The organism is Amycolatopsis sp. 2-15 (genome assembly GCF_030285625.1).
In the GTDB taxonomy this organism is placed as follows: Bacteria; Actinomycetota; Actinomycetes; order Mycobacteriales; family Pseudonocardiaceae; genus Amycolatopsis; species Amycolatopsis carbonis.
In genome coordinates, this window is record NZ_CP127294.1 from 3,117,015 (window position 1) to 3,138,425 (window position 21,411).

A 21,411-nucleotide genomic window follows, 5' to 3' on the forward strand; every position below is an offset into this window, starting at 1 on the left:
TCACTTCTGGCCCAGCGCTTCGTAGAGCACCTGCTCCGGCACCGCACCGGCGGCGAACCGCCCGTCGTCGGTCAGCACCGCGCCGCCGACCTTGGTGGTGAACAGGTAGCCGCTGCCCCAGGCGCCGTTCACGCGCTTGGCGAAACGGCTGCGCAGCTGCTGCGGGTCGGCGTTGCGGCCCTCGGCACCGGAAGCACCGGCCGGCTTCTTGCCGGACAGCGCGTCGGCCGGCACCTTGCCCGTGATGACGGTGTCCCAGCCGTCACCGACGAGCTCGGTGTCCTGCTTGGCCTCGTCGGCCATCGCCTTGGTCTGGTCGTCGACCTTCGCGGTCTTCTCCGTCACCTTGGCGCCCTGCGGCGGGGTGAAGGCGAACAGGTCGGCCGACTGCGGCGCGAACTTCACGTCGGTGAACGCCACCTGCAGCGCCGGCGCCGTGGTTCCGTTGCTCAGCACGGAAAGCCGCAGCGGCATGCGCGTCTGCGAGTCCACGGCCACGCGGATTTCGCGCAGCAGCGTGCGTTCGGTCGGCTTCGGGGTGAAGACCAGCTCGTAGGCCGGGCGGTCGGCGACGTTCGCCGTGCCGTCCACGGAGACGGTGCTGTTCTCGCGCACCTTGGCCAGCAGTTCCTTGGTCGCCGTGGCCGGGTCGGCCATCTCGCCCGCACCCATGTCGTGCTTCGTGGCGAGGTCGGCCGGGATGGTCGTCTTCGTGGCCGAGTTGTTGCTGGAGTGGTAATCCCACACCGTGGTGCCGTCGCGGACGATCGTCTCCTGCGAAGCGCCGTTGGTCAGCGAGATCTTGGCCTTGCCGGCGCCGTCGCTGAACACGTGCGCGGAGTCGATGTTCAGCGCGCTCATCCCCGGGACCGCGCCGCCGACCGCGCCCATGGCGGGCAGGCCGAGGTCGTTGCTCACGCTCACGGTGCCGTCGAACGGACCGGGGTTGGCCGTCATGACCGACTGCACCAGGTCCTCGGCGCTGATCTGCGGCAGCTTCGGCGCGTCGCCGGCCGAAGCCGGCATCGCGACCACCACGAGCCCCCCGACCCCCAGCGCGGTGCCGACGACGGCCGCGGTGATGGCCTTCTTCTTCGGATCCATGTCGTCTCTCCCTGTGTTTCTTCAGCCCCAGTGTGCTCGGCTCCTGGAACCGACGCTTCCCTCTCGAGGCTGAGATACCCCTGAATGCTCGGCCTCCGCGGCTGAGATCGCGCTGAGAGCTCGCGCACGACCTGCGCAAACCGGCCATGATGAAGTTCGTGAAACCTCGGGTGCTGGTGGTCGACGACGAGCCGGGCGTGCTCAAGGCGCTGCAACGCGGCCTGCGCGCGGAGGACATGGACGTGGTCACGGCGGCCGACGGCCCGTCCGGGCTGCGGCTGGCGCGCACCGGCGCGTTCGACGTGGTGCTGCTCGACATCATGCTGCCCGGCCTGTCCGGCTACCGCGTGCTGCAGCAGCTGCGCGCGGAGAACGTGACGACGCCGGTGCTGCTCGTGTCCGCCAAGGACGGGGAGATCGACCAGGCCGACGGGCTCGACCTCGGCGCCGACGGTTACCTCGTGAAGCCGTTCTCCTTCGTCGTGCTGGTCGCGCAGGTGCGCGCGGTGCTGCGGCGCGCCGGGCCCGACGCTTCGCGCGGCACGCTGCGGCTCGGCGCGCTGGAGGTGGACCGTGCGCTGCGGCAGGTGCGCTGGGACGGCACCGAGGTGCCGCTGTCGCCGCGCGAGTTCGGGCTGCTGGAGGTGCTCGTGAGCCGCGCCGGCACCGTCGTCACGAAGGACGAGCTGCTGCGTGCGGTCTGGGGCGAGGAACAAGCCGTGACGCGCAACCTCGTGGAGGTCTACGTCGGCTACGTGCGGCGCAAGCTCGACGCGGTTGGCGCCGGCGCGCTGCTGCGGACCGTGCGCGGCCACGGTTACCTCGCGTCCGACGCGCAGCTGGACGAGGTCATGTGATCGGCACACCGTCCTGGTGGCGGGGCCGGTCGCTGCAGGTCCGGATCACGGTGCTGGCCACCACGATCACGCTCGCCTGCCTGCTCAGCCTCGCCACGCTCGCCGCCAGCCGGCTCGAACCGCTGCTCGTCGATTCCGTGGACCACGAGCTCATGGCCGCGCTCGGACCCGCGTCGGCCTCGGTCGCGGTGGGCCGGCCGCCGGCGGGCGCCGACCCGGTTTCGGTGCGCGTGCTGGACATTTCAGGCGCGCCGGTCGACGGTCAGCCCCGCCCGCCGTTGAGCGGCGACGCGATCGGGCAGCTCAAGGCGGGCGTGCCCGTGCGGACGGACGGCGACCGCTGGCGGGGCCAGGTCGTGAGCGCGCCGGACGGCAGCCAGCGGCTGGTCGTCGCGGGCGCGGGCCTCGTCGGGTTCGCGGCGGCCGTGCATTCCGGTGGGTTGTGGCTGGTGATCGTCGCGCTGGTCGGCGCGGTGGTGGCGGGGCTCGCAACGTGGCTCGTGGTGCGCTTCGCGCTGCGGCCGGTGGCCCGGATGCGGGGCTTGGTGCGCTCGTTGCCGCCGCGGTCGCGGCTGCCGCTGCCGACGTCGCACGACGAGCTGCGTGCGCTGGCGGAGGAGTTCAACGCGTTGCTCGCCCGGCAGGAAGAGGTGAGCAGCCGGCTTCGCCGCTTCACCGGCGACGCGGCGCACGAGCTGCGTTCGCCCGTCGCGTCGATCCGGGTGCAGGCCGAGGTCGCCGTGGCGAACCCGGACCCGGAGCTGGCGCAGGAGACGCTCACGGACATCCTCGCCGAGGCCGAACGGCTGTCCGCGCTGCTCGACGGACTGCTGTCGCTCGCCCGGTCCGACGCCGGCGAGGTGCCGCCCGCCGAACCGGTGGAGCTGGTCACGCAGGTTCGCGCGGCCGTACGCCGGCTGCCGGCGGGCGCGCCCGAGGCGCGGGTGAGCGCCGCCGTCACGCAGGCGTGGGCGCTCGCGACGCACTCGGAGGTGGAGCTGGTGCTCGACAACCTCCTGCGCAACGCCTGCCGCTACGCCCGCGGCCAGATCGTGGTGTCCGTGCTCGCCTCGCGCTCCGACGTGCGCGTGGTGGTGGACGACGACGGCCCCGGTATCGCGCCCGAGCACCGCGCCAAGGTGTTCGACCGCTTCTACCGCGTGGCCGACGACCGCGCGCGTTCGTCCGGCGGAACCGGCCTGGGCCTGGCGATGGTCGCCGAAGCCGTGCGCCGGCGGGGCGGGCGTGTGCGCGTGGGGGAGTCGCCGGACGGGGGTGCGCGCTTCGAGGTCAAGTGGCGCGCGGATCGGGCCGCGGCAACCGGGTGAACGCCATGCGGGACACTGGGCCGATGGACGGGGTCATCGTCGGGGCGGCGCTGGTGCGCGACGGGAAGTTGCTCACCCAGCAGCGGGCGTGGCCGCCGCACCACGCGGGACAGTGGGAGCTGCCGGGCGGACGCGTCGAAGAGGGCGAGACCGACTCGTACGCGCTGGCCCGTGAGTGCCAGGAGGAGCTCGACGTCGCCGTCACGGTGGGCGGGCGCGTCGGTGACGAGGTGCCGTTGCCGGGCGGGAAGGTGCTGCGCGTGTACTCCGCCGCGTTGATCTCCCCGGGCGACGAGCCGCGCGCGGTCGAGCACACGGCTTTGCGCTGGGTCGGGCCGGACGAGCTCGACGACGTGGACTGGCTGCCGGCGGATCGCGGCTTGATCCCGGCGTTGCGTGCGTTGCTGATCAGCTGACGCTCACCCGCGGCAGGGGGCGGGTTTCCCTTGCTCGCCAAGGAAAACCCGCCCGCGCTCTTCAGCCGGCGCCGATCAGGCGCAGCGCCGAGGACAGCCGGTGGTCGCCGCGTTCGGCGGCGCGGATGGCGCCGGCCTTGCGGACGCGTTCGAGCTCCGCGGTGTCGGCGAGCAGGGCCATCGTGCGTTCGCGCACCGGGCGCAGCTCCTCGATCACGGCGTCGGCGACCGCGTCCTTGAGCACGCCGTAGGACGGGTACTCGTCGGCCAGCTCGTTCGGGTCGCGGCCGGTGCAGGCGGCGAGGAGGTCCAGCAGGTTCGAGATGCCCGGCCGGCTCTCCGGGGCGTACGCGGGCACGGACCCGCCGTCGGTGCGCGCGCGGCGGATCTTGCGGCGCACCTGGTCCGGCTCGTCGAGTACGAAGACCACGCCCGCGGCGTCGTGCGCCGACTTGGACATCTTGCGCGTCGGCTCGGCCAGGTCCTTCACCCGCGCGCCGGTGGGCGGCAGCACCGCCCGTGGCACGGTGAACACGTCGCCGTAGGTGGAGTTGAACCGCCTGGCCAGTGTGCGGGCGAGCTCCACGTGCTGGCTCTGGTCCTCGCCGACCGGCACGTCGGACGCGCCCTGCAGCAGGATGTCCGCGGCCATCAGCACGGGATAGGTGAGCAGGCTCAGCCGCACGCCGGCCTGGCCTTTCGCCTTCTCCTTGAACTGGATCATGCGCGCGGCCTCGCCGTAGGAGCAGGTGCACTCGAGGATCCAGGTCAGCGCGCCCAGCTCCTTCGCGATGTCCGACTGCACGAACACGCGCTCGGGGTCCACCCCGGTCGCCACCATCACCGCCAGCTGTTCCGTGGCGAGGGCGCGCAGCTTCGCGGGGTTGTGCGCGGTGGTCATCGCGTGCAGGTCGGAGACGAAAAACAGGTCGTCGGGCTCACTGTCGGACGCGAAGCGGCGCAGCGCGCCCAGATGGTTGCCGAGGTGCACGTGCCCGGACGGGGTGATGCCGGATAACTGGACCACTGGGGTTCCTCTCCTGGGTGTGTGCCCCGGGAGGAGACCCGCCTGAAAAGCGAGAAGGCCGCCCACCGGGGCGGCCTTCGCTGGAGTTCAGCGCAGAGCAACGGGGCCGCCGGAGGGCGGCCACCACTGGGTGCTGTGCGAGAACATGGTGAACACCTTAGAACACTTGCGCGTGCTTGTGCGCGGAACCGGGTTTACGGTCAAGACATGTTCGTCGTCTTGCTCACCTACACCGCGCCCATCGAGGAGATCGACCTGGCGCTGCCGGACCACGCCGAGTGGCTCGGCAAGCAGTACGACCACGGTCATTTCCTGGCCTCCGGCCGCCAGAACCCGCGTACGGGCGGCGTGATCATCACGCGCCCGATGGCGCGCGGGAAGCTCGACGCCATCCTGGCCACGGACCCCTTCGCGACGCAGCACCTCGCGCAATACCAGGTGATCGAGTTCTCACCGACGAAGACGGCACCCGAGTTGCGCCTGGTCAACGAGGCCGTGGCGCACTGATCAGGGCACGATCGCCACGGCGAGCCAGCCTGAAACGGGGTGGCAGTGCCGGGTGGTCCAGCCGGAGGTCGCGAGGAGAGCGGTGAGGCGGGACTGGAGGACCGACGATGTGAGCCGGTCGTCCACGTCCCACTTCGAGACGTCTGTCACCAGCGAATACGTGCGCGCGTCCGGGTCGTCAGACGGCCACTGGAACGTGAGAACGATCACTTTTCCGGTCGCGGTGGCCTCCAGGAACCGGGTGCGGCTCCAACCCTGGTGATCAGTGGCGACCGGACCGCTCTCGCCCGCCGGTCAGTACGGAACCCGGTACCGGCCCTCGTAGCGCGGATCGATAGCCGGTTCGCCGCCCGGAACGGCTTCCGTGCCGCCGCCTCCCGGGGATTCCGAAGGTCGGCCCAGTCTTCATTGACGTAGGCGACCGCGGCCCGGGTTTCTTTTTCGTCCACCGGTCGACGGTAAACCGGTTCGCCTTAATGATCAAACGGTGGGGGAAGCGGCGGGCAATGGTTTTCGATCGGGCCGTTCTGCCCGCCGCCGCGACAGTACGCCGTGACGATTCCGAGTGCGAACTCGTCGGGCGCCGCTTGCGATGGCGACCGGTCCTCGAAGAACCGAGGCTGACGAGGCTGTTGCCGGCAACCTTGAACGTCATGCCGTAGACGAAGCGGTTGCCACTCTGCTGGATTCCCGCGGTGTCCTGGATCAGTAGCTCGGCCTGGTGCTCGGTCACCCCGTGGTCGAAGTGGTCGACCCATTGCCCGCCGGTGGCGTCGCGCGGCTCCGTCGCGCCCGCGGGTGTGGCGCTCACAACGCCCGTGCCGGCCACGATACCTGCGATACACGCCAATGCCTTGACGATTCGACCGGAATGCATTTTCCCTCCCCGGAAAGCGCATCAGTCGATGTGTTGTCCACTGTAGAAGCCGGGATGGGCAAGATCGGTGAAAACAACTGGAAGTGTCGGCAGGAAACGCTCAAGCCGCTTTCGCGAGATCCGTTTTCGCCTTCTTCAGCGCGAGCACCGGGCACTTCTTGCACCGGGAGGACGACCGGCAGCACTTCTTCTTCACCTTGCCGGCCTTCATCAGCTTGCGGACGACCGCGGCGGGGGTGTCCGGCTGCTTCTTGTCCTTTTTGCCCATGGTGGGCTCCCATGTCCTCGGCGGCACTTCCTGACAGTTCAGGTTAGGTGAGCCTAACCGATGATGGGGCGTGGCGGTCCTCACACTTCGGCAACGGGTATCCTTATGAAGTCCGCGTGTGGCCAAAGCCGGTCACGATGCCGGTTGAGGTGGCGAAGCCGTTTCGGTGGAGGCCACCGCTCCGCCCGCGACGCGGCCACCCACCCGCCTTTGAAGTTCAGGAGTCTTCGCGTGCCCGCAGCCAGCGCCACCGCAGTCGAAACCGGCCGCGCGTCCGGCAAGACCCGGCCCGACCTGCGCAACGTCGCCATCGTCGCACACGTCGACCACGGCAAGACGACCCTGGTCGACGCCATGCTCCGGCAGTCCGGCGCCTTCGCCGAACGCGCCGAGCTCGTCGACCGAGTCATGGACTCCGGTGAGCTCGAGCGCGAAAAGGGCATCACCATCCTCGCGAAGAACACCTCCATCCACCGCCAGACCCCCGACGGCCAGGTCACGATCAACGTGATCGACACCCCGGGCCACGCCGACTTCGGCGGCGAGGTCGAGCGCGGCCTGGCGATGGTCGACGGCGTGGTGCTGCTCGTCGACGCGAGCGAGGGCCCGCTGCCGCAGACCCGCTTCGTGCTCCGCAAGACCCTCGAGGCCGGCCTGCCGGTGATCCTGCTGGTGAACAAGACCGACCGCCCCGACGCCCGGATCGCCGAGGTCGTCGAGGAGACCCACGACCTGCTGCTCGAGCTGGCCAGCGACATCGAGGACGCCGACCACGACGCGATCCTCGACCTGCCCGTGGTCTACGCCTCCGCGCGCGCCGGCAAGGCGAGCCTGGAGCGGCCCGCCGACGGCGAGATCCCCGAGAGCGAGAACCTCGACCCGCTGTTCGACACCCTGCTGCGCCACGTGCCGCCGCCCGCCGCGGACCTCGACGCGCCGCTGCAGGCGCTGGTCACCAACCTCGACGCGTCCAACTTCCTCGGCCGCATCGCGCTGATCCGCATCCACGCCGGCAAGCTGCGCAAGGGCCAGACCGTGGCCTGGATGCGCGAAGACGGCACGGTGCAGAACGTGCGCATCTCCGAGCTGCTCGTCACCGAGGCGCTCACCCGCGTGCCCGCGACGGAGGCGAGCGCCGGTGAGCTGGTCGCCATCGCCGGCATCCCGGAGATCACGATCGGCGACACGCTGGCCGACGCCGACAACCCGGTGGCGCTGCCCCGGATCACCGTCGACGAGCCCGCGATCTCGATGACCATCGGCGTGAACACCTCGCCGCTGGCGGGGCGCAACGGCGGGGACAAGGTCACCGCGCGCCTGGTGAAGGCACGCCTGGACCAGGAGCTGATCGGTAACGTCTCGATCCGCGTGCTGCCGACCGAGCGCCCCGACACCTGGGAGGTCCAGGGCCGTGGCGAGCTGGCGCTGGCCATCCTCGTCGAGCAGATGCGCCGCGAAGGCTTCGAGCTGACCGTCGGCAAGCCGCAGGTGGTGCTGCGCACGATCGACGGCAAGCTGCACGAGCCGTTCGAGCGCCTGTACATCGACTCGCCGGAAGAGCACCTCGGCGCGATCACCCAGCTGCTCGCGGCGCGCAAGGGCCGCATGGAGGACATGAGCGGCAACGGCAGCGGCCGGATCAAGCTCGAGTACGTGCTCCCGTCGCGCGGCCTGATCAGCTTCCGCACCGACTTCCTCACCGAGACGCGTGGCACCGGCATCGCGAACCACGTGTTCGAGGGCTACTTCCCGTGGGCGGGCGAGATCCGCACCCGCCACAGCGGCTCGTTGGTCGCCGACCGCACCGGCCCCGTCACCGCGTACGCGATGATCCAGCTGGCCGACCGCGGCACCTTCTTCGTCGAGCCGGGCGCCGAGGTGTACGAGGGCATGGTCGTGGGCGAGAACCCGCGCTTCGAGGACCTCGACATCAACATCACCAAGGAGAAGAAGCTGACCAACATGCGTCAGTCCTCCGCCGACGTGATGGAGACGCTGGCCCGCCCGCGCAAGATGGGCCTGGAAGAGGCGCTGGAGTTCTGCTCGGTCGACGAGTGCGTGGAGGTCGCGCCGGAGGTCGTGCGGGTCCGCAAGGTCACGCTGGACATCAACACCCGCGCCAAGGAGCGTTCGCGCGCCAAGAGCCGCGACAACGGCTGACGGTTCTTCTCGAAGGGCGCCTCTCCCCTCGCCGGGGCGGGGCGCCCTTCGGCGTTTCACGGGTGGGTCGCGCGCCGGTCACGATGCCGCGCCGCTGATCACGAACGGGAACCGGGCGGGGTTCCCGCACGTCCACCGGTTGGCGGTATCCACTCCGGTGTCGGCCGGTCCGGCCGGATGTGGGAATCTCGGTGCCGAGCAGGCTCCGGCGTGGCAGCATGTCGGCTCGGACCGCGGGAAATCGGGAGGGTACGCGTGCGGATGGGACGCAAGGCGGCGCCGGTGCTGGCGCTCGCGGGGGCGCTCCTCGCCGCGTGCTCGAACACACCACCGCCGCCGGTGGTGACCGCGGCGCCGACGTCGAGCACCCCGTCGCAGCCCACGGCGTCGCAGATCGTGGTGGGTGTCGACGACGTGGTGGGCGGCTACAACCCCCACACGCTCGCGGACTCGTCCACGGTCACCTCGGCGCTGTCGCAGCTGCTGCTGCCCTCGGTGTTCCGCCAGTCCGACGACGGCAAGCGCACCCTCGACAAGACGCTGATGACCTCGGCCGAGGTCGTGTCGCAGGTGCCGTTCACGGTGAAGTACGAGATCCGCCCCGAGGCCTCCTGGTCCGACGGCGCGCCGATCGCCACCGAGGACTTCACCTACCTCGCCGACGCCATGAAGTCGCAGCCCGGCGTGATCGAGCCCGCCGGCTACCGGCTCATCAGCGACATCGAGTCGCGCGACGGCGGCAAGGGCGTCGAGGTCACCTTCAGCAAGCCGTATCCGGCCTGGCAGACGTTGTTCGACAACCTGCTCCCGCAGCACCTGCTCAAGGACTCCCCGGGCGGCTGGCAGGCCGCGCTGGCCACGAGCTTCCCGGCCGTGGCGGGACCGTTCGCGATCAAGACCATCGACACCGCCCGCGGCGAGGTGACGCTGCAGCGCAACGACCGCTACTGGGACAAGCCGGCGGCCGTCGACACGCTGATCCTGCGCCGCTCCGACCCGTCGGGCATCGCGACCGCGCTGCGCAGCGGCAACGACCAGTTCTCCCTCACCCGCACCGACGCCAACGGCCTTCAGCTGCTCAACGACCTCGGCTCCGCCGTGAAGCTCACGACGGTGCCGCGGCCCATGGAGGCCACCGTGCTGCTGCGGCCCGTGAGCGCGGTGTTGTCGGACAAGCAGGTGCGCCAGGGCGTCGCGGCCCTGCTCGACCGCGGCAAGCTCATCACGGCGGGCGCCATGGGTGGTCCCGCCGCCGCCCTGAAGGCCGACGCGCAGGTCATCCCGCCCACCGGCGCCGGCTACGCGCCCACCATTCCGGCCGGCCCGCCCGCCGCACCGGACCTGGCGAAGGCCGAGGGCTACTTCAAGGCCGCCGGCTACACCAAGGAAGCCGGCGTGTGGCGCAAGGGGACCAAGACGTTGTCGCTGGTCATCGCGTCGCCGGGCGAAGAGGAGCCCTACGCGTCGATCGCGAAGGAGCTCTCCGACGAGCTCATCGCGGGCGGCGTTCAGGTCAACACCATCAAACCCGAGCCGCGCGACCTGTTCTCGACGCTGCTCGCCATGCCCGTGCTCAACGGCCAGCAGCAGGCCGGCCCCGACGCCAACGGCAACGTCGGCGTCGACATCGCCGTGGTCCCGCAGCCCGTCGGCGGCGACCCGGCCACGGTGCTCGCGTCCACTTTCGGCTGCGCCCCCGACCAGGCCACGGCAGACCCGACGAAGCCCGTCGTGCCCGCCAACTCGGCCGGCCTGTGCGACGAAAGCCGCCAAGCCTCGATCGACTCGGCCCTCACCGGCTCGACGACCCTGGCGGACGCGCTGAAGACGCTGGAGCCCGACCTGTGGTCGGCCAACGTGGTGATCCCGCTGTTCCAGGAGGCCGAGACCCTGGCCGTCGGCAAGGGCATCTCGGGCCTGACGCCGGGGCCGTCGATGCTGGGCCCGTTCGGCTCCGCGGTGAACTGGACGCGCGGCGCAAGCTGAGCACCGCTCTGAACCGGTGCGGTCAGCGCAGCCGATCCGCGATCTGCTGAAGGCCCTGCCGGATCAGCTGCCCGTACTCGTCGTCGCCGAGCGCGCCGATCGTCGCCTCCGCTTCACGCAGGTGCTCACGGGCTCGGTCGAGGTCGCCCAACTTGCGGTGGCACTCGGCCAAGTTGAGGTGCAACGACGGAGCCAACGCGGCCGCCGACAGCGCCAATCCGGCCTCCGCCATGCGGGCGTCGGTCAGCAGCCAGGCGGCTGCCAGCGCGCGCTCGTCCCAGAGCAGCTCCTGCCGAACGTCGTCCTGCACATCGGCCATCGAGTGCGCGAGCGTGCACCGGTGCAGCGGATCGCCTCGCGTACCACCGATTTCGGCCCAGATTTCGGTGAACACCCGGCGCGCGCCTTCCCGGTCGCCGCTGTGACCGAGCCGCACCGCCTCGCCGATCCGGGTGAGCGTGGGGTCCATGATCACGGGATACTCCTTTGCCTCGCAACGAAAACGCCCCGGCGCGCACAATCGGCACCGGGGCGTTTCTCGTCAAGACGGCTCAGATCAGCTGCAGGCTCTCCGCGAAGTGGCACGCGGTCGGGTGGCCCTGGCCGTGGTCGACGAGCAGGGGCTCTTCCGTCGAGCACTTCTTGCGGCCCGCGTCGTCGATCTCGTTGGCGAACTTCGGGCAGCGGGTGCGGAAGCGGCAGCCCGAGGGCGGGTTCGCGGGGCTGGGCACGTCGCCGGTGATGACGATGCGCTGGCGGGTGCGTTCCTTGCGCGGGTCCGGCACCGGGATGGCCGAGATCAGTGCCTGGGTGTACGGGTGCGTCGGGCTGTTGAAGAGGTCCTCGGCCGCCGCGGTTTCCACGATCTTGCCGAGGTACATCACCGCGATGCGGTCCGCGACGTGCCGGACGACCGAGAGGTCGTGCGACACGAACAGGTACGACAGCCCGAACTCGGCCTGCAGGTCCTTCAGCAGGTTGAGCACACCGGCCTGGATCGACACGTCGAGCGCTGACACCGGCTCGTCGAGCACGAGCACCTTCGGCTTGAGCGCGAGGGCGCGGGCGATGCCGATGCGCTGGCGCTGGCCGCCGGAGAACTCGTGCGGGAAGCGGTTGCCGTGCTCCGGGCGCAGGCCCACGGTCTTCATCAGGTCGCGGACCTGCTGGCGGCCGCCGTTGTCGTAGAGGCCGTGGATGCGCAGCGGTTCGGCGATGATCTCGTTCACCGGCAGCCGTGGGTCCACCGAGGCGTACGGGTCCTGGAACACGATCTGCATCTCGCGCCGCAGCCGCTGCAGCTCGCGCTTGCCCATCGTGCCGAGGTCGCGGCCCTCGAAGCTGACCTTGCCCGACGTCAGCGGCTGCAGCGCCAGCGCGATGCGCGCGGTGGTCGACTTGCCGCAGCCCGACTCGCCGACCAGCGCCAGGGTCTCGTGCGGGTAGATGTCGAACGACACGTCCGACACGGCCTGCACCGCGCCCGTCGTGCGGCGGACGAGGCCGCCGCCGCGGATGGGGAAATGCTTGACCAGGTTCTGCGCGGAGAGGACAGGCGTCCGGGTCGCCGTAACCTCGCTCATCGGTTCGCCTCCGTGTCGGTCGCGGCGTCGACGGTGACCGGGACGGCTGCCGTGTCGGCCGAGGTGGCGCTGAACAGCTCGGCCGGGTCGCGGCCGATGACCTGCTCGGTGAAGTGGCAGGCCGCGAACTGCGAGCCGGGGCCCGCCACCAGCGGCGGTTCCTCCTTGTCGCAGATGTCCTGCGACAGCGGGCAGCGCGGGCTGAACGGGCAGCCTGGCGGCATGTTCTGCGTGGCCGGCGGCGAGCCGGTGATCGGCGTGAGTCGTTCGGTCTTCACGTCGAGGCGGGGCAGGCTGCCCAGCAGGCCCAGCGTGTAGGGCATCCGCGGCGTGTAGAAGATCTCGTCGACGGTGCCGGACTCCACCACCTTGCCCGCGTACATCACGTGCACGCGGTCGGCCTGGCCGGCGATCACGCCGAGGTCGTGGGTGATGAGCACCATCGCCGCGCCCGTCTCCTTCTGCGCCGCCTGCAGCGCTTCGAGGATCTGGGCCTGCACGGTCACGTCGAGCGCCGTGGTCGGCTCGTCGGCGATGATCACGTCCGGGTTGTTGGCCATGGCGATCGCGATCACCACACGCTGGCGCATGCCGCCCGAGAGCTGGTGCGGGTACTCGTCCGCGCGCTGCTTCGGGTTCGGGATGCGGACGAGCTCGAGCAGGTCGATCGCCTGCTTCTTGGCCACGTCCTTGCGCACGTTGTGGTGCGCGGTGATCGCCTCGGCGATCTGGTCGCCCACGGTGTACACGGGGTTCAGCGAGGTCATCGGGTCCTGGAAGACCATCGCGATGCCCTTGCCGCGGACCTTGTTGAGTTCCTTCTCGCTGGCCTTCAGCAGCTCGACGCCGCCGAAGCGGATCGAGCCGGAAACCCGCGCGGTGCGGGGCAGCAGGCCCATGATGGCGAGCGACGTGACGGACTTGCCGGAGCCGGACTCGCCGACGATGCCCAGCACCTCACCGCGCTGCAGCTGGTAGTTCACGCCGCGCACGGCCTTGACGAGGCCTTCGCCGCTCGGGAACTCGACGGTCAGGTCCTCCACCACGAGGACGGGATCACCGCCGCGTGCATTGGACTCGTACTCGGTCATGCGCGCACCTTCGTCTGCTGGGGGTCGAACGCGTCGCGCAGGCCGTCCCCGATGAAGTTGATCGTCAGCGCGATCAGGATGATGAAAACGCCCGGGAAGTAGAACAGCCACGGGCGGGTGTCGACCGCCGTCTGCGCGGTGCTGACCAGCAGGCCCAGCGACGTGTCGGGCGGCGTGACACCGAACCCGATGAACGACAGCGCGGTCTCGAGCAGGATGCCGATCGACACCAGGATCGTGAGGTTCACGATGATCGCGCCGAGCGCGTTGGGCACCAGGTGCCGGAAGATGATCCGGGCGTCGCTCGCGCCGAGCGCCTTGGACGCCTCCACGAACTCCTTCTCGCGCAACGAGAGCACGACACCCCGGGCAACGCGGGACACGTAGGCCCAGTACAGGCCGGCGATGACCACCGCGATCAGCCACCACGTGCCGCCCACCTGGTGCGCCAGCACGGCGGCGACGGCGAGCAGCGGCAGCGTGAGCACGAGGTCGGCGATGCGCATCAGGAGCGTGTCGATCCAGCCGCGGTAGTAGCCGGCGATCGCGCCCCAGATGGTGCCGACGATCGTCGCGAAAATCGCGATGAGTACGGAGATCTGCAGCGAGATCTGGGTTCCGCGCATCACCTGGGCCAGCGTGTCGTGGCCGACGGCGTCGGTGCCGAACGGGTGCGTGCCCGACGGCGGCGCCGAGTTGTCGTCGGTGATCGACTGCGGCGTGAACTTCCAGAGCAGCGGACCGACGTAGGCGAACAGGATGATCAGGATGAATACGATCAGGCTGATCATGGCCAGCCGGTGCTGCAGGAACCGCTTGAAGACCAGCTGGGCCTGGCTGCGTTCCTTGACCGTGAACTCACGTTCGGGAGCGCCCTTCGGCGTCTGCGGATCGCCCGGGGAGAAGCGGGCACCGCCGATGGCGAGCGGCGTCTGGGCTGCGGAGTCGTCAGGCATAGCGGATCCTCGGGTCGAGCAGGCCGTAGAGCAGGTCGGCGATGAGGTTGAGCAGGATGATGAACGTGGCCGCGATGAGCAGCCACGCCTCCACGGCGTAGACGTCGCTCTGCCGGATGGCGTTCAGCAGGAACGTGCCCGCGCCCTGCCATTGGAACACGGTCTCGGTCACCACGGCGCCGCCGAGGATGGCACCGACGTCCAGCGCGGTCACCGTCGTCAGCGGAATGAGCGCGTTGCGCAGCGCGTGCCGGCGGGTAACTGTCCAGCGGGGCAGGCCCTTCGCTCGGGCCAGCCGCACGTAGTCGGAGTTGAGGACCTCGAGCATCGACGCGCGCTGGAAGCGGCTCCAGGCCGCGTAGCTCGTCAGCGCGAGCGAGATGGTCGGCAGGATCAAGTGGCCGGCGACGTCGCTGAATTGTGCTCCGAACCCGTCGGGTGTGATCACCGACGAGGAGCCGATCGTGTAGAAGATCTGGTCGCCCACGGAGGTGTTGATCGAGATGCCGATCTGCTTGAGCAGGATGGCGAACCAGAACGACGGCATCGACAGGAACAGGAAGCCGAAGAAGGTCGCGGTGTAGTCGAACTTCGAGTACTGGCGGGCCGCGCTGACGACACCGATGATCACGGCGAGGATCAGGGCCACGATCATGGCCAGCACGATCAGCCGCAGCGTCACGCCGAAGCGGACGAAAACCTCGTGGCCGATGTCGAGGTTCGACTGGACCGAGGGACCGAAGTCACCGCTGAAGACGCCCGTGATCCAGTGCCAGTAGCGCTCGAGGATCGGCTGATCCAGGTGCAGGCGGATCCGTTCGAGCTCGATCGTCTGCGGGGGCGGCGGGGGGTTTCTCTGAATCAGATAGCTCAGGGGGTTGGCTGAGAGCGACACCATCACGAAGACGACGAAGGTCGACACGATCAGGATCGGCACCGAAATCAGCAGCCGGCGCAGTGAGAAGGCAAGCATGGAGGTCTTCCTGCTCTGGTGGTTCTGCCGCGGCCCGCCGCTTGTGGTGGCTGGGCCGGGCGACGAGAGAGGCAAATCTGGAGTTCGGGATGAAGCGGACGAAAACGTTCGAACACGCGGTGAGGGGCCGGCAAACTTGCCGGCCCCTCACCGGTGGTGTCCTGCGCGAATCTACCGGGTGGTGATCACTTGCGGATGCCCCACTCCGCCATGTTGTAGACCGGGGCGTCGAGCGTGGAGTTGTTCCGGATGTTCCCGATCTTGTCGGACGACGCGATGAAGGTCGGCTTCTGGTACAGCGGAAGCACGTACGCGTCGTCGGACATGATCTGGTCGGCCTGGTTCAGCAGGTCCGTGGCCTTGGCCTCGTCGGTCTCGGCGTTGGCCTGGGAGATCAGGCTGTCGACCTGCGGGTTGGAGTACTTGCCGTAGTTGCTGCCCTGACCGGTGACCCAGTTCTGGACGGCACCCGCGAACGGGAACGGCGAGGAGACCCACGCGAACACGATGATGTCGTAGTCGCCCTTGGTGGTGGTGTCACCGAGGTCGTCGGTCGGCGACACGTTCACGGTGATGCCCAGCTGCTTGGCGGCCGCCGCGAAGAGCTCGCACTCGTCCTGGCGGATCGGGTTGCCGACGGTGTAGCGGATCCGGTACGGGCCGACGTTCTTGCCCGACGGGTCCACCAGCTGCGTGCCGTTGAGCTTGTAGCCGGCGTCGGTGAGCAGCTTCTTCGCCTTGTCGATGTCACCGGTGCCCTGACCGGTCGACGACACGACGTCCTTGAAGCCCTGCTGCTGCGGCATGAAGTTGTGGTTGTTCAGCGGCTCGACCTTGTTGGTGAACTGGCCGACCGTCTTCGCGATCATGTCCTTGCGGTTGACCGCCGTGAACAACGCCTGACGCAGCGCCTTGTTGTCGAGACCCGGCGACTTCATGTTGAAGTCGAAGTGCTCCCAGGTCAGGCCGAGGCCGATGTAGGAGGAGATGTTCGGCATGTTCTTGACCTGGTTCACGAGGTCGACCTGCGGCTGCGGGTAGATGACCTGGACCTCGTTGTTCTGCAGGGCCGTCGGCTCCTGCGTGGCGTCGGTGACGACGCGGAAGATCACGCTCGACAGGTGCGGCTTGGCGCCCCAGTACTTGTCGTTCGGGACCTCGGTCACCGACTGGTTGTTCACGAACTTCGAGATCTTGAACGGGCCGGCGGTCCAGGTCGGCACGGTGTCGCCGAACCACTTGTACGACGAGGCGAGGCCGGCCGGGGTGCTGGTGTCACCGTGCTGGGCCGCCAGGTGCGCCGGGTACATCGCGCCCGAGGAGCTCCACAGCTGGCGCCAGTCGGTGAACGGCTTGGAGAAGGTCGCGGTCACGGTCTTGCCGTTGTCCGAGCCGACGACCGAGGCGAGCTGGTCGTAACCCGAGGTCGTGGCGGCCTGGCAGTCGGGGCAGTCCTTGCCGTTCTGGACCTTCCAGTTGTAGATGAAGTCGTCGGCCGAGACCGGCGTGCCGTCGTCCCAGGAGGCCTTCGGGTTGATCTTGTAGACGACCACCTGCGGGCTGGTGCTGGTGACGTCCGCCGACTCCACGAAGTCCTTGTTGAGGACCGGCTTGAGGTCCGGCGTCGCGTAGAAGGTGTAGGGCAGGATGCCCTTGGTGACCATGCCCGTTTCGAAGACGTTGCCCTCGGCCGAGGTCACGTTCCAGTTGGGGATGTTCTTCTCGATGGCGTACGTGACGTCGCCGCCCTGCTGCAGCTGGTCCGCGGCAACCGTGTTGCAAGTGTTCGGGCTCTTGTCGCAGTCGGCGAAGGCCTGCCCGGTCTGCACCGCGCTGTTGCCGCCACCGCCGCCGCCCCCACAGGCGGAGAGCAGAAGGGCCGCGCCCGCGACGAACGCACCGAGCTTCACAGCGCGCGACCTAGTCGTCACTAACATTCATTCTCCTTGCTCGACGCCGTCGCGGGTTTGCGAGGCGACCTCTTCCTGACCGCGAGCTTCGATGTAATCGAGTTAGCTCACCGTAGTCGTGCAACCTAGGCAGTGGACAGCCGTCAAAACTATCGATCCGGACACTCTCAGTGAGATCGTGATGGAACAGCAATCTCGTCTTGCCTATCTCCACCTCGGGTTCTGCGGTTGATTGACTACTCAGGGTAGCTAATCTTCGATCATCGCAATCCTCGTTCGGGGACGGCCACGGCTCGGTGGGTCATTCGGCTCGGGGGACAATAACCGACGCCATCCTCTTTGTGGACCCCGCGAATGGACTAGTCACACAGCCGTGACAAACCGGAAGTGACAAGGAATTAACCTGATCTCGTGAACGGTGGCGACCGTTTACCGGAGTGCGGGCCGCAGGGCATGTCCGATCCTTTCCAGGCCGCCCCCGACGGGTGGGCGGAACCCCCGCCGCGGAACGTTCCGGGACTCGGAACGGCGGGGCCCCGGCCCCGCGGCCGGAGTTCATTAACCTGGTGCCGTGATCCGAAAGCTCCTGCTCGTGCACGCGCACCCCGACGACGAGACCATCACGACCGGCGGCGCCATCGCCCGGTACGCCGCCGAGGGGGCCGAGGTCTCCGTGGTCACGTGCACTCTCGGCGAGGAAGGCGAGATCGTGCCGCCACGGCTGGCGCTGCTGGCCTCGGCCGCCGCGGACCAGCTCGGCGGCTACCGCTCGGGCGAGCTCGCGGCCGCCTGCGCCGCCCTCGGCGTGACGCGCCACGAGTACCTCGGCGGCATGGGCCGCTGGCGCGACTCGGGCATGGCGGGCACGCCGGCCGCCGAGCACCCGCGCGCGTTCGCCGCCGGCCGCCTCGACGAGCAGGCCGCCCAGCTGGCGGAGCTGCTCGACGAGCTGCGGCCCCAGGTCGTGGTCACCTACGACTCCTTCGGCGGATACGGCCACCCCGACCACATCCGCGCCCACGACGTGACCATGGCCGCGGCACCGCGCGCGGCCTCGGTCGAGCGCGTCTTCCACGTGGTGCACTCCCGTGCCGCGGTCGACGCGGGGCTCGCGCGGCTGCGCGCGAGTGGCGGCTCACCCTTCCGGGTACCTGAAGACGACGAGCTCCCCGGCACCGCGGATGAGAAGGTCACGACCGTGCTCGACACCTCGGCCCATCTCCCGGCGAAGATCGCGGCCCTGCGCGCCCACGAGACGCAATTGACGGTCGTCGACGGAGAGATCGTGCACTTCGCCCTCACCAACGACATCGCGCAGCCGATCCCGCCCGCCGAGTACTTCGTGCTCGCCCACGGCGACGCGGCCGGCGCGGGCACCGACCTGTTCGGCGGGCTGTGACGTGCCGGCCCCGCTGAGCTCCGGGCAGCGCCTGATGCTGGTGGTGCTGTGCCTGGACGCACTGTTGCTGGCGTTGCTCGAAGTGTTCTTCCTGCCGTTGCGCGTCGGCGCGCTCGGGGAGGTGCCGCTGCCGCTGACCGTGCTCGTCGCCGCGGTCAGCACGCCGTGGCTGGTGCTGACGGCCGCGAAGCTCGTGCGGCCGGGGTTGTCGTGGGTGCCGCTCGTGGTGTGGGTGGTCGTGGTGTTCGGCATCGGCTTTGCCGGACCCGGCGGTGATCTCGTGCTCGTTCAGGACTGGCGGGCGATCCTGCTGCTCGGCGCGAGCGCGCTGCCGGCGGCGCTCGTGCTCGGCGGCGGGCTCGGCCGCGCGGCGGCGGCGAAGGGCAACGTCCGTGGCTGAGGCGATTGAGGACCGGCACGTCGTGGCGGCGCTGCGCCCGTTCGTCCGGGCCTGCGCGCCGATGCTCGACGCGTTGCGCGAGTCGGACCCGTTCGGTCTGCGGGCGCGGGCCCGGAAGGCGAGCGACGGCGAGTTCGTCGACGACGGCTTCAAAGAGAAGGTGATCGGCGCGCTCACGTCGGTGAAGGTGCCCGGCACCGCCGCGTGGGCCGGGATGGACATCGACGAGCGCTGCGGCTGGTGGGTCAACCGCGTCGGCCGGCTCACGGCGTTGCTCACCTCGATCCCCGGCCTCGGCGGCGCGCTCGCCGACCGGCTGCCGGTTCAGGACACGCTCGGCGCCGCTTCGCAGGGGCTGCTGCTGTGCGCGATCGCGGGGGAGTACGGCGTGACCGACGTCGGCAGCCGGGTGCGGCTGATCGCGTCGGTGTTGTTCGAACGCGACATCGACCCGGTGCTCGCCGGGGGAAAGCCTGCCGACCAGTCCGCAGAGGACAGTGCGGCCGCACAGCTCACCGAAGAACTGACGGAATCCGAACGCGCCCACGGCAAGGTGACGGTGAAAGCCGTCGCCGGGACACTGTGGCGGCTCGGCCGGTCACTGTGGGGGATCACCGAGGAACTGGAGAAGCGCCCGCGCGGCCGCTTCTACCACCGGGCTCTCGGGCTGGTCCCGGTGGTCGGCGCGGCGGGCGACTACCTCGGCGAACGCTGGGGGCTCAAGCAGATCTGGAAGCGCGCGCACGCGTGGCTGATGGCCAACTCGCACTGGGCTTCTTTCTCCTGAGCCGAAGCTCGTGTCACCGCCGTCACCGCCGTCACCGCCGTCACCGCCAGAAGAGGAAGGCCGACTGCCCGATCTGCGCCGCGAGCCCGCTGCCGCCGAAGGCGTCGAAGATCAGGCCGGCGACGTACCAGAGCGCGTCGGACAGCGGGCGGAACACGAAGAACAGCGCGAAGAGCACCAGCGGTGCCCACGGCCGCACGCGCGCGCCGAACGCCCGCGCCTGCGGTGAGAGATACGGCTCGATCGCGCCCCAGCCGTCGAGGCCGGGGATGGGCAGGATGTTGATCAGGAACGTCATCACCTGCAGCAAAGCCAGATAGGACAGGCCGTAGAACAGGCCGGCCGACATCGGTACCAGCGCCGCCACGAGACACAGCGCGGCGCCCACCCCGAGGTTCGACAGCGGGCCGGCGAGCGAGACCCACGACGACGTCGCGCGGTTGCGCAGCGCGCCGCGGTTGATCCACACCGCGCCGCCGGGCAACGGGATGCCGCCGATGAGGAGGAAGATCAGCGGGAGCAGGATCGACAGGACAGGGTCGGTGTAGCGCCGCACGTCCAGCGTGAGGTAGCCCTTCTGGGCGACCGCGGCGTCGCCGCCGCGGTAGGCCACGAAGGCGTGGCCGAACTCGTGCAGGGTCAGCGAAGCGATCCAGCCGCCCGCCACGAGGAGTACGACACCGGTGACGTAGAGCGGGTCCTTGTCACCCGTCAGACTCAGGGAATCACCGTACGCGGCCAGGATTCCGCCGAGCACGGTGATCGCGAGGATGCCGATGAAGACCGGGCTGGGCCGCACTGCTGATCTCTGCACCCCACCAGTCTTCCGTATGCCCGGTGTGAAGTGTTCGGCGTGTCCCCTTGCGCGATCGGCCCGAGGTATCCCCCGAACTCGCTACTCCGCTTGACCTGACCGCACTACACGGGTGTAATCACAGTGATGTCATTCGCTGTCGAGAGGGGACAGCGGATGTCGTTTCACCACCGCCAGCCTGGGGAGTGCGTAGGAGCGAGGAGGCGGACGTGCGGTTGGAAGCGGAAGGCTCGAGGACTGACTCGAGGCCTGAAAAGAGGGAGTGGGGGCACGTCGTGGGTTGGGGCGAGAACCCTGAGCAGGAGCTGGGGGATCTGACCGACCTCTTCGATGCCACCGAGGAGGAACAGGACTGGCAGGAGCGCGCCTTGTGCGCGCAGACGGACCCCGAGGCGTTCTTCCCGGAGAAGGGCGGCTCGACCCGCGAAGCCAAGCGGATCTGCCTCGGCTGCGAGGTCAAGGACGAGTGCCTCGAGTACGCCCTGGCGCACGACGAGCGCTTCGGCATCTGGGGCGGTCTGTCCGAACGCGAGCGGCGGAAGCTGAAAAAGCGCGCCGTTTGACCGCTCGCGAGGGGTGAGGTGTGTTCGCGGAAAACGCGAACCATCTCGCGCGGTCAGTGTCTTCTGGGGGTGCAACCCCCAGACCCCGCCCGGGGGTACGCCCCCGGACCCCCGGCTGTGGTCGCCTTTTTGCAGCTGGGCGTGGGTTTTGCGCGGGCGGGGTTGTGTTCACGGAGGTGTGGACCATCTCGATGTCCAGGTGCTTCTTGGGGTGCGTCCCGTTGACCCGCCCCGACGCCCCGGACCACCGGTGTGGTCGCCGTAGTGAGCGGACGTGGGTTTCGTGAGGGGTGAGGTGGGTCCGTGCGCGGCACGGGCCCACCTCGCTTTTGTGGGGTTTTCGCTGGTATGGCACCGGATTGGGCTGGTCGGCGCCCGCGCGTGGCTGGGTTGTGCCCGACGTGA

Annotated in this window: 21 protein-coding genes; 10 read left to right on the forward strand and 11 right to left on the reverse strand. The window is 69.4% G+C overall.

Annotated features, from left to right (window positions below; all coding sequences use genetic code 11):
• Nucleotides 1-1,104, reverse strand: a complete 1,104-nt coding sequence (locus tag QRX50_RS15265; RefSeq protein WP_285972601.1) for a LolA family protein — start codon at nucleotides 1,102-1,104, stop codon at nucleotides 1-3.
• A 146-nt stretch (nucleotides 1,105-1,250) separates the two neighbouring features.
• Between QRX50_RS15265 and QRX50_RS15270 the strand changes: the two genes are divergently transcribed.
• From QRX50_RS15270 to QRX50_RS15280, 3 genes are read left to right on the forward strand one after another with little or no spacing between them, the layout of a single operon-like run.
• Nucleotides 1,251-1,961 carry a response regulator transcription factor gene (locus tag QRX50_RS15270; protein WP_285972602.1) on the forward strand — a complete coding sequence of 237 codons (711 nt, stop codon included), beginning with the start codon at nucleotides 1,251-1,253 and terminating at the stop codon, nucleotides 1,959-1,961.
• A complete protein-coding gene (locus tag QRX50_RS15275; RefSeq protein ID WP_285972603.1) occupies nucleotides 1,958-3,289 on the forward strand; it encodes a sensor histidine kinase in 1,332 nt (443 codons plus the stop codon). The genes QRX50_RS15270 and QRX50_RS15275 overlap by 4 nt, the downstream gene beginning before the upstream one ends.
• A gap of 23 nt (nucleotides 3,290-3,312) precedes the next feature.
• Entirely contained in the window at nucleotides 3,313-3,705 is a 393-nt protein-coding gene (locus QRX50_RS15280; RefSeq protein WP_285972604.1) for a (deoxy)nucleoside triphosphate pyrophosphohydrolase, read from the forward strand.
• A gap of 61 nt (nucleotides 3,706-3,766) precedes the next feature.
• On the opposite strand, the gene trpS is transcribed toward QRX50_RS15280, so the two are convergent.
• Nucleotides 3,767-4,732: a tryptophan--tRNA ligase gene (gene trpS / locus QRX50_RS15285; protein ID WP_285972605.1), complete on the reverse strand. Its 966-nt coding sequence runs from the start codon at nucleotides 4,730-4,732 to the stop codon at nucleotides 3,767-3,769.
• Nucleotides 4,733-4,939: 207 nt separating this feature from the next.
• Between trpS and QRX50_RS15290 the strand changes: the two genes are divergently transcribed.
• Entirely contained in the window at nucleotides 4,940-5,239 is a 300-nt protein-coding gene (locus tag QRX50_RS15290) for a YciI family protein (RefSeq protein WP_285972606.1), read from the forward strand.
• Here QRX50_RS15290 and QRX50_RS15295 read toward each other — a convergent pair whose 3' ends face one another.
• Both QRX50_RS15295 and QRX50_RS15300 read right to left on the reverse strand, forming a co-directional pair.
• Nucleotides 5,240-5,449: a hypothetical protein gene (locus QRX50_RS15295; protein ID WP_285972607.1), complete on the reverse strand. Its 210-nt coding sequence runs from the start codon at nucleotides 5,447-5,449 to the stop codon at nucleotides 5,240-5,242. It abuts the gene before it with no gap.
• A gap of 767 nt (nucleotides 5,450-6,216) precedes the next feature.
• On the reverse strand, nucleotides 6,217-6,384 hold the full coding sequence (locus QRX50_RS15300) for a hypothetical protein (protein ID WP_285972608.1): 168 nt from the start codon (nucleotides 6,382-6,384) through the stop codon (nucleotides 6,217-6,219).
• Nucleotides 6,385-6,615: 231 nt separating this feature from the next.
• On the opposite strand from QRX50_RS15300, the gene typA reads away from it, so the two are divergent.
• Together typA and QRX50_RS15310 are read left to right on the forward strand one after the other, a co-directional pair.
• Nucleotides 6,616-8,544, forward strand: coding sequence for a translational GTPase TypA (typA, locus tag QRX50_RS15305; RefSeq protein WP_285972609.1), 1,929 nt, complete (start codon nucleotides 6,616-6,618; stop codon nucleotides 8,542-8,544).
• Nucleotides 8,545-8,805: 261 nt separating this feature from the next.
• On the forward strand, nucleotides 8,806-10,530 hold the full coding sequence (locus QRX50_RS15310; protein WP_285974464.1) for an ABC transporter family substrate-binding protein: 1,725 nt from the start codon (nucleotides 8,806-8,808) through the stop codon (nucleotides 10,528-10,530).
• 22 nt (nucleotides 10,531-10,552) lie between these two features.
• On the opposite strand, the gene QRX50_RS15315 is transcribed toward QRX50_RS15310, so the two are convergent.
• The 6 genes from QRX50_RS15315 to QRX50_RS15340 all read right to left on the reverse strand — a co-directional run bounded on the left by QRX50_RS15315 (nucleotide 10,553) and on the right by QRX50_RS15340 (nucleotide 17,070).
• Nucleotides 10,553-10,999 (reverse strand): tetratricopeptide repeat protein, encoded by a 447-nt coding sequence (locus QRX50_RS15315; protein ID WP_285974465.1) that lies wholly within the window; start codon nucleotides 10,997-10,999, stop codon nucleotides 10,553-10,555.
• 82 nt (nucleotides 11,000-11,081) lie between these two features.
• A complete protein-coding gene (locus tag QRX50_RS15320) occupies nucleotides 11,082-12,113 on the reverse strand; it encodes an ABC transporter ATP-binding protein (RefSeq protein WP_285972610.1) in 1,032 nt (343 codons plus the stop codon).
• On the reverse strand, nucleotides 12,110-13,204 hold the full coding sequence (locus QRX50_RS15325; protein ID WP_285972611.1) for an ABC transporter ATP-binding protein: 1,095 nt from the start codon (nucleotides 13,202-13,204) through the stop codon (nucleotides 12,110-12,112). Before QRX50_RS15325 ends, QRX50_RS15320 begins: the two co-directional genes overlap by 4 nt.
• Nucleotides 13,201-14,160 carry an ABC transporter permease gene (locus tag QRX50_RS15330; protein WP_285972612.1) on the reverse strand — a complete coding sequence of 320 codons (960 nt, stop codon included), beginning with the start codon at nucleotides 14,158-14,160 and terminating at the stop codon, nucleotides 13,201-13,203. The genes QRX50_RS15325 and QRX50_RS15330 overlap by 4 nt, the downstream gene beginning before the upstream one ends.
• On the reverse strand, nucleotides 14,153-15,133 hold the full coding sequence (locus QRX50_RS15335; RefSeq protein WP_285972613.1) for an ABC transporter permease: 981 nt from the start codon (nucleotides 15,131-15,133) through the stop codon (nucleotides 14,153-14,155). The genes QRX50_RS15330 and QRX50_RS15335 overlap by 8 nt, the downstream gene beginning before the upstream one ends.
• A gap of 185 nt (nucleotides 15,134-15,318) precedes the next feature.
• A complete protein-coding gene (locus QRX50_RS15340) occupies nucleotides 15,319-17,070 on the reverse strand; it encodes an ABC transporter family substrate-binding protein (RefSeq protein ID WP_285972614.1) in 1,752 nt (583 codons plus the stop codon).
• Between the two features lie 544 nt (nucleotides 17,071-17,614).
• On the opposite strand from QRX50_RS15340, the gene mshB reads away from it, so the two are divergent.
• From mshB to QRX50_RS15355, 3 genes are read left to right on the forward strand one after another with little or no spacing between them, the layout of a single operon-like run.
• Complete coding sequence (mshB, locus tag QRX50_RS15345) at nucleotides 17,615-18,442, forward strand: N-acetyl-1-D-myo-inositol-2-amino-2-deoxy-alpha-D-glucopyranoside deacetylase (protein ID WP_285972615.1); 828 nt, start codon at nucleotides 17,615-17,617, stop codon at nucleotides 18,440-18,442.
• Between the two features lie 34 nt (nucleotides 18,443-18,476).
• The gene (locus QRX50_RS15350; RefSeq protein WP_285974466.1) at nucleotides 18,477-18,842 is read left to right on the forward strand and encodes a hypothetical protein; all 366 of its coding nucleotides are present in this window, start codon (nucleotides 18,477-18,479) and stop codon (nucleotides 18,840-18,842) included.
• Complete coding sequence (locus tag QRX50_RS15355; protein WP_285972616.1) at nucleotides 18,835-19,629, forward strand: hypothetical protein; 795 nt, start codon at nucleotides 18,835-18,837, stop codon at nucleotides 19,627-19,629. The genes QRX50_RS15350 and QRX50_RS15355 overlap by 8 nt, the downstream gene beginning before the upstream one ends.
• Nucleotides 19,630-19,669: 40 nt before the next feature.
• Here QRX50_RS15355 and QRX50_RS15360 read toward each other — a convergent pair whose 3' ends face one another.
• Nucleotides 19,670-20,428 carry a site-2 protease family protein gene (locus tag QRX50_RS15360; protein WP_285974467.1) on the reverse strand — a complete coding sequence of 253 codons (759 nt, stop codon included), beginning with the start codon at nucleotides 20,426-20,428 and terminating at the stop codon, nucleotides 19,670-19,672.
• Between the two features lie 224 nt (nucleotides 20,429-20,652).
• Between QRX50_RS15360 and QRX50_RS15365 the strand changes: the two genes are divergently transcribed.
• The gene (locus QRX50_RS15365) at nucleotides 20,653-21,006 is read left to right on the forward strand and encodes a WhiB family transcriptional regulator (protein ID WP_434533273.1); all 354 of its coding nucleotides are present in this window, start codon (nucleotides 20,653-20,655) and stop codon (nucleotides 21,004-21,006) included.
• Nucleotides 21,007-21,411: the final 405 nt, after the last annotated feature.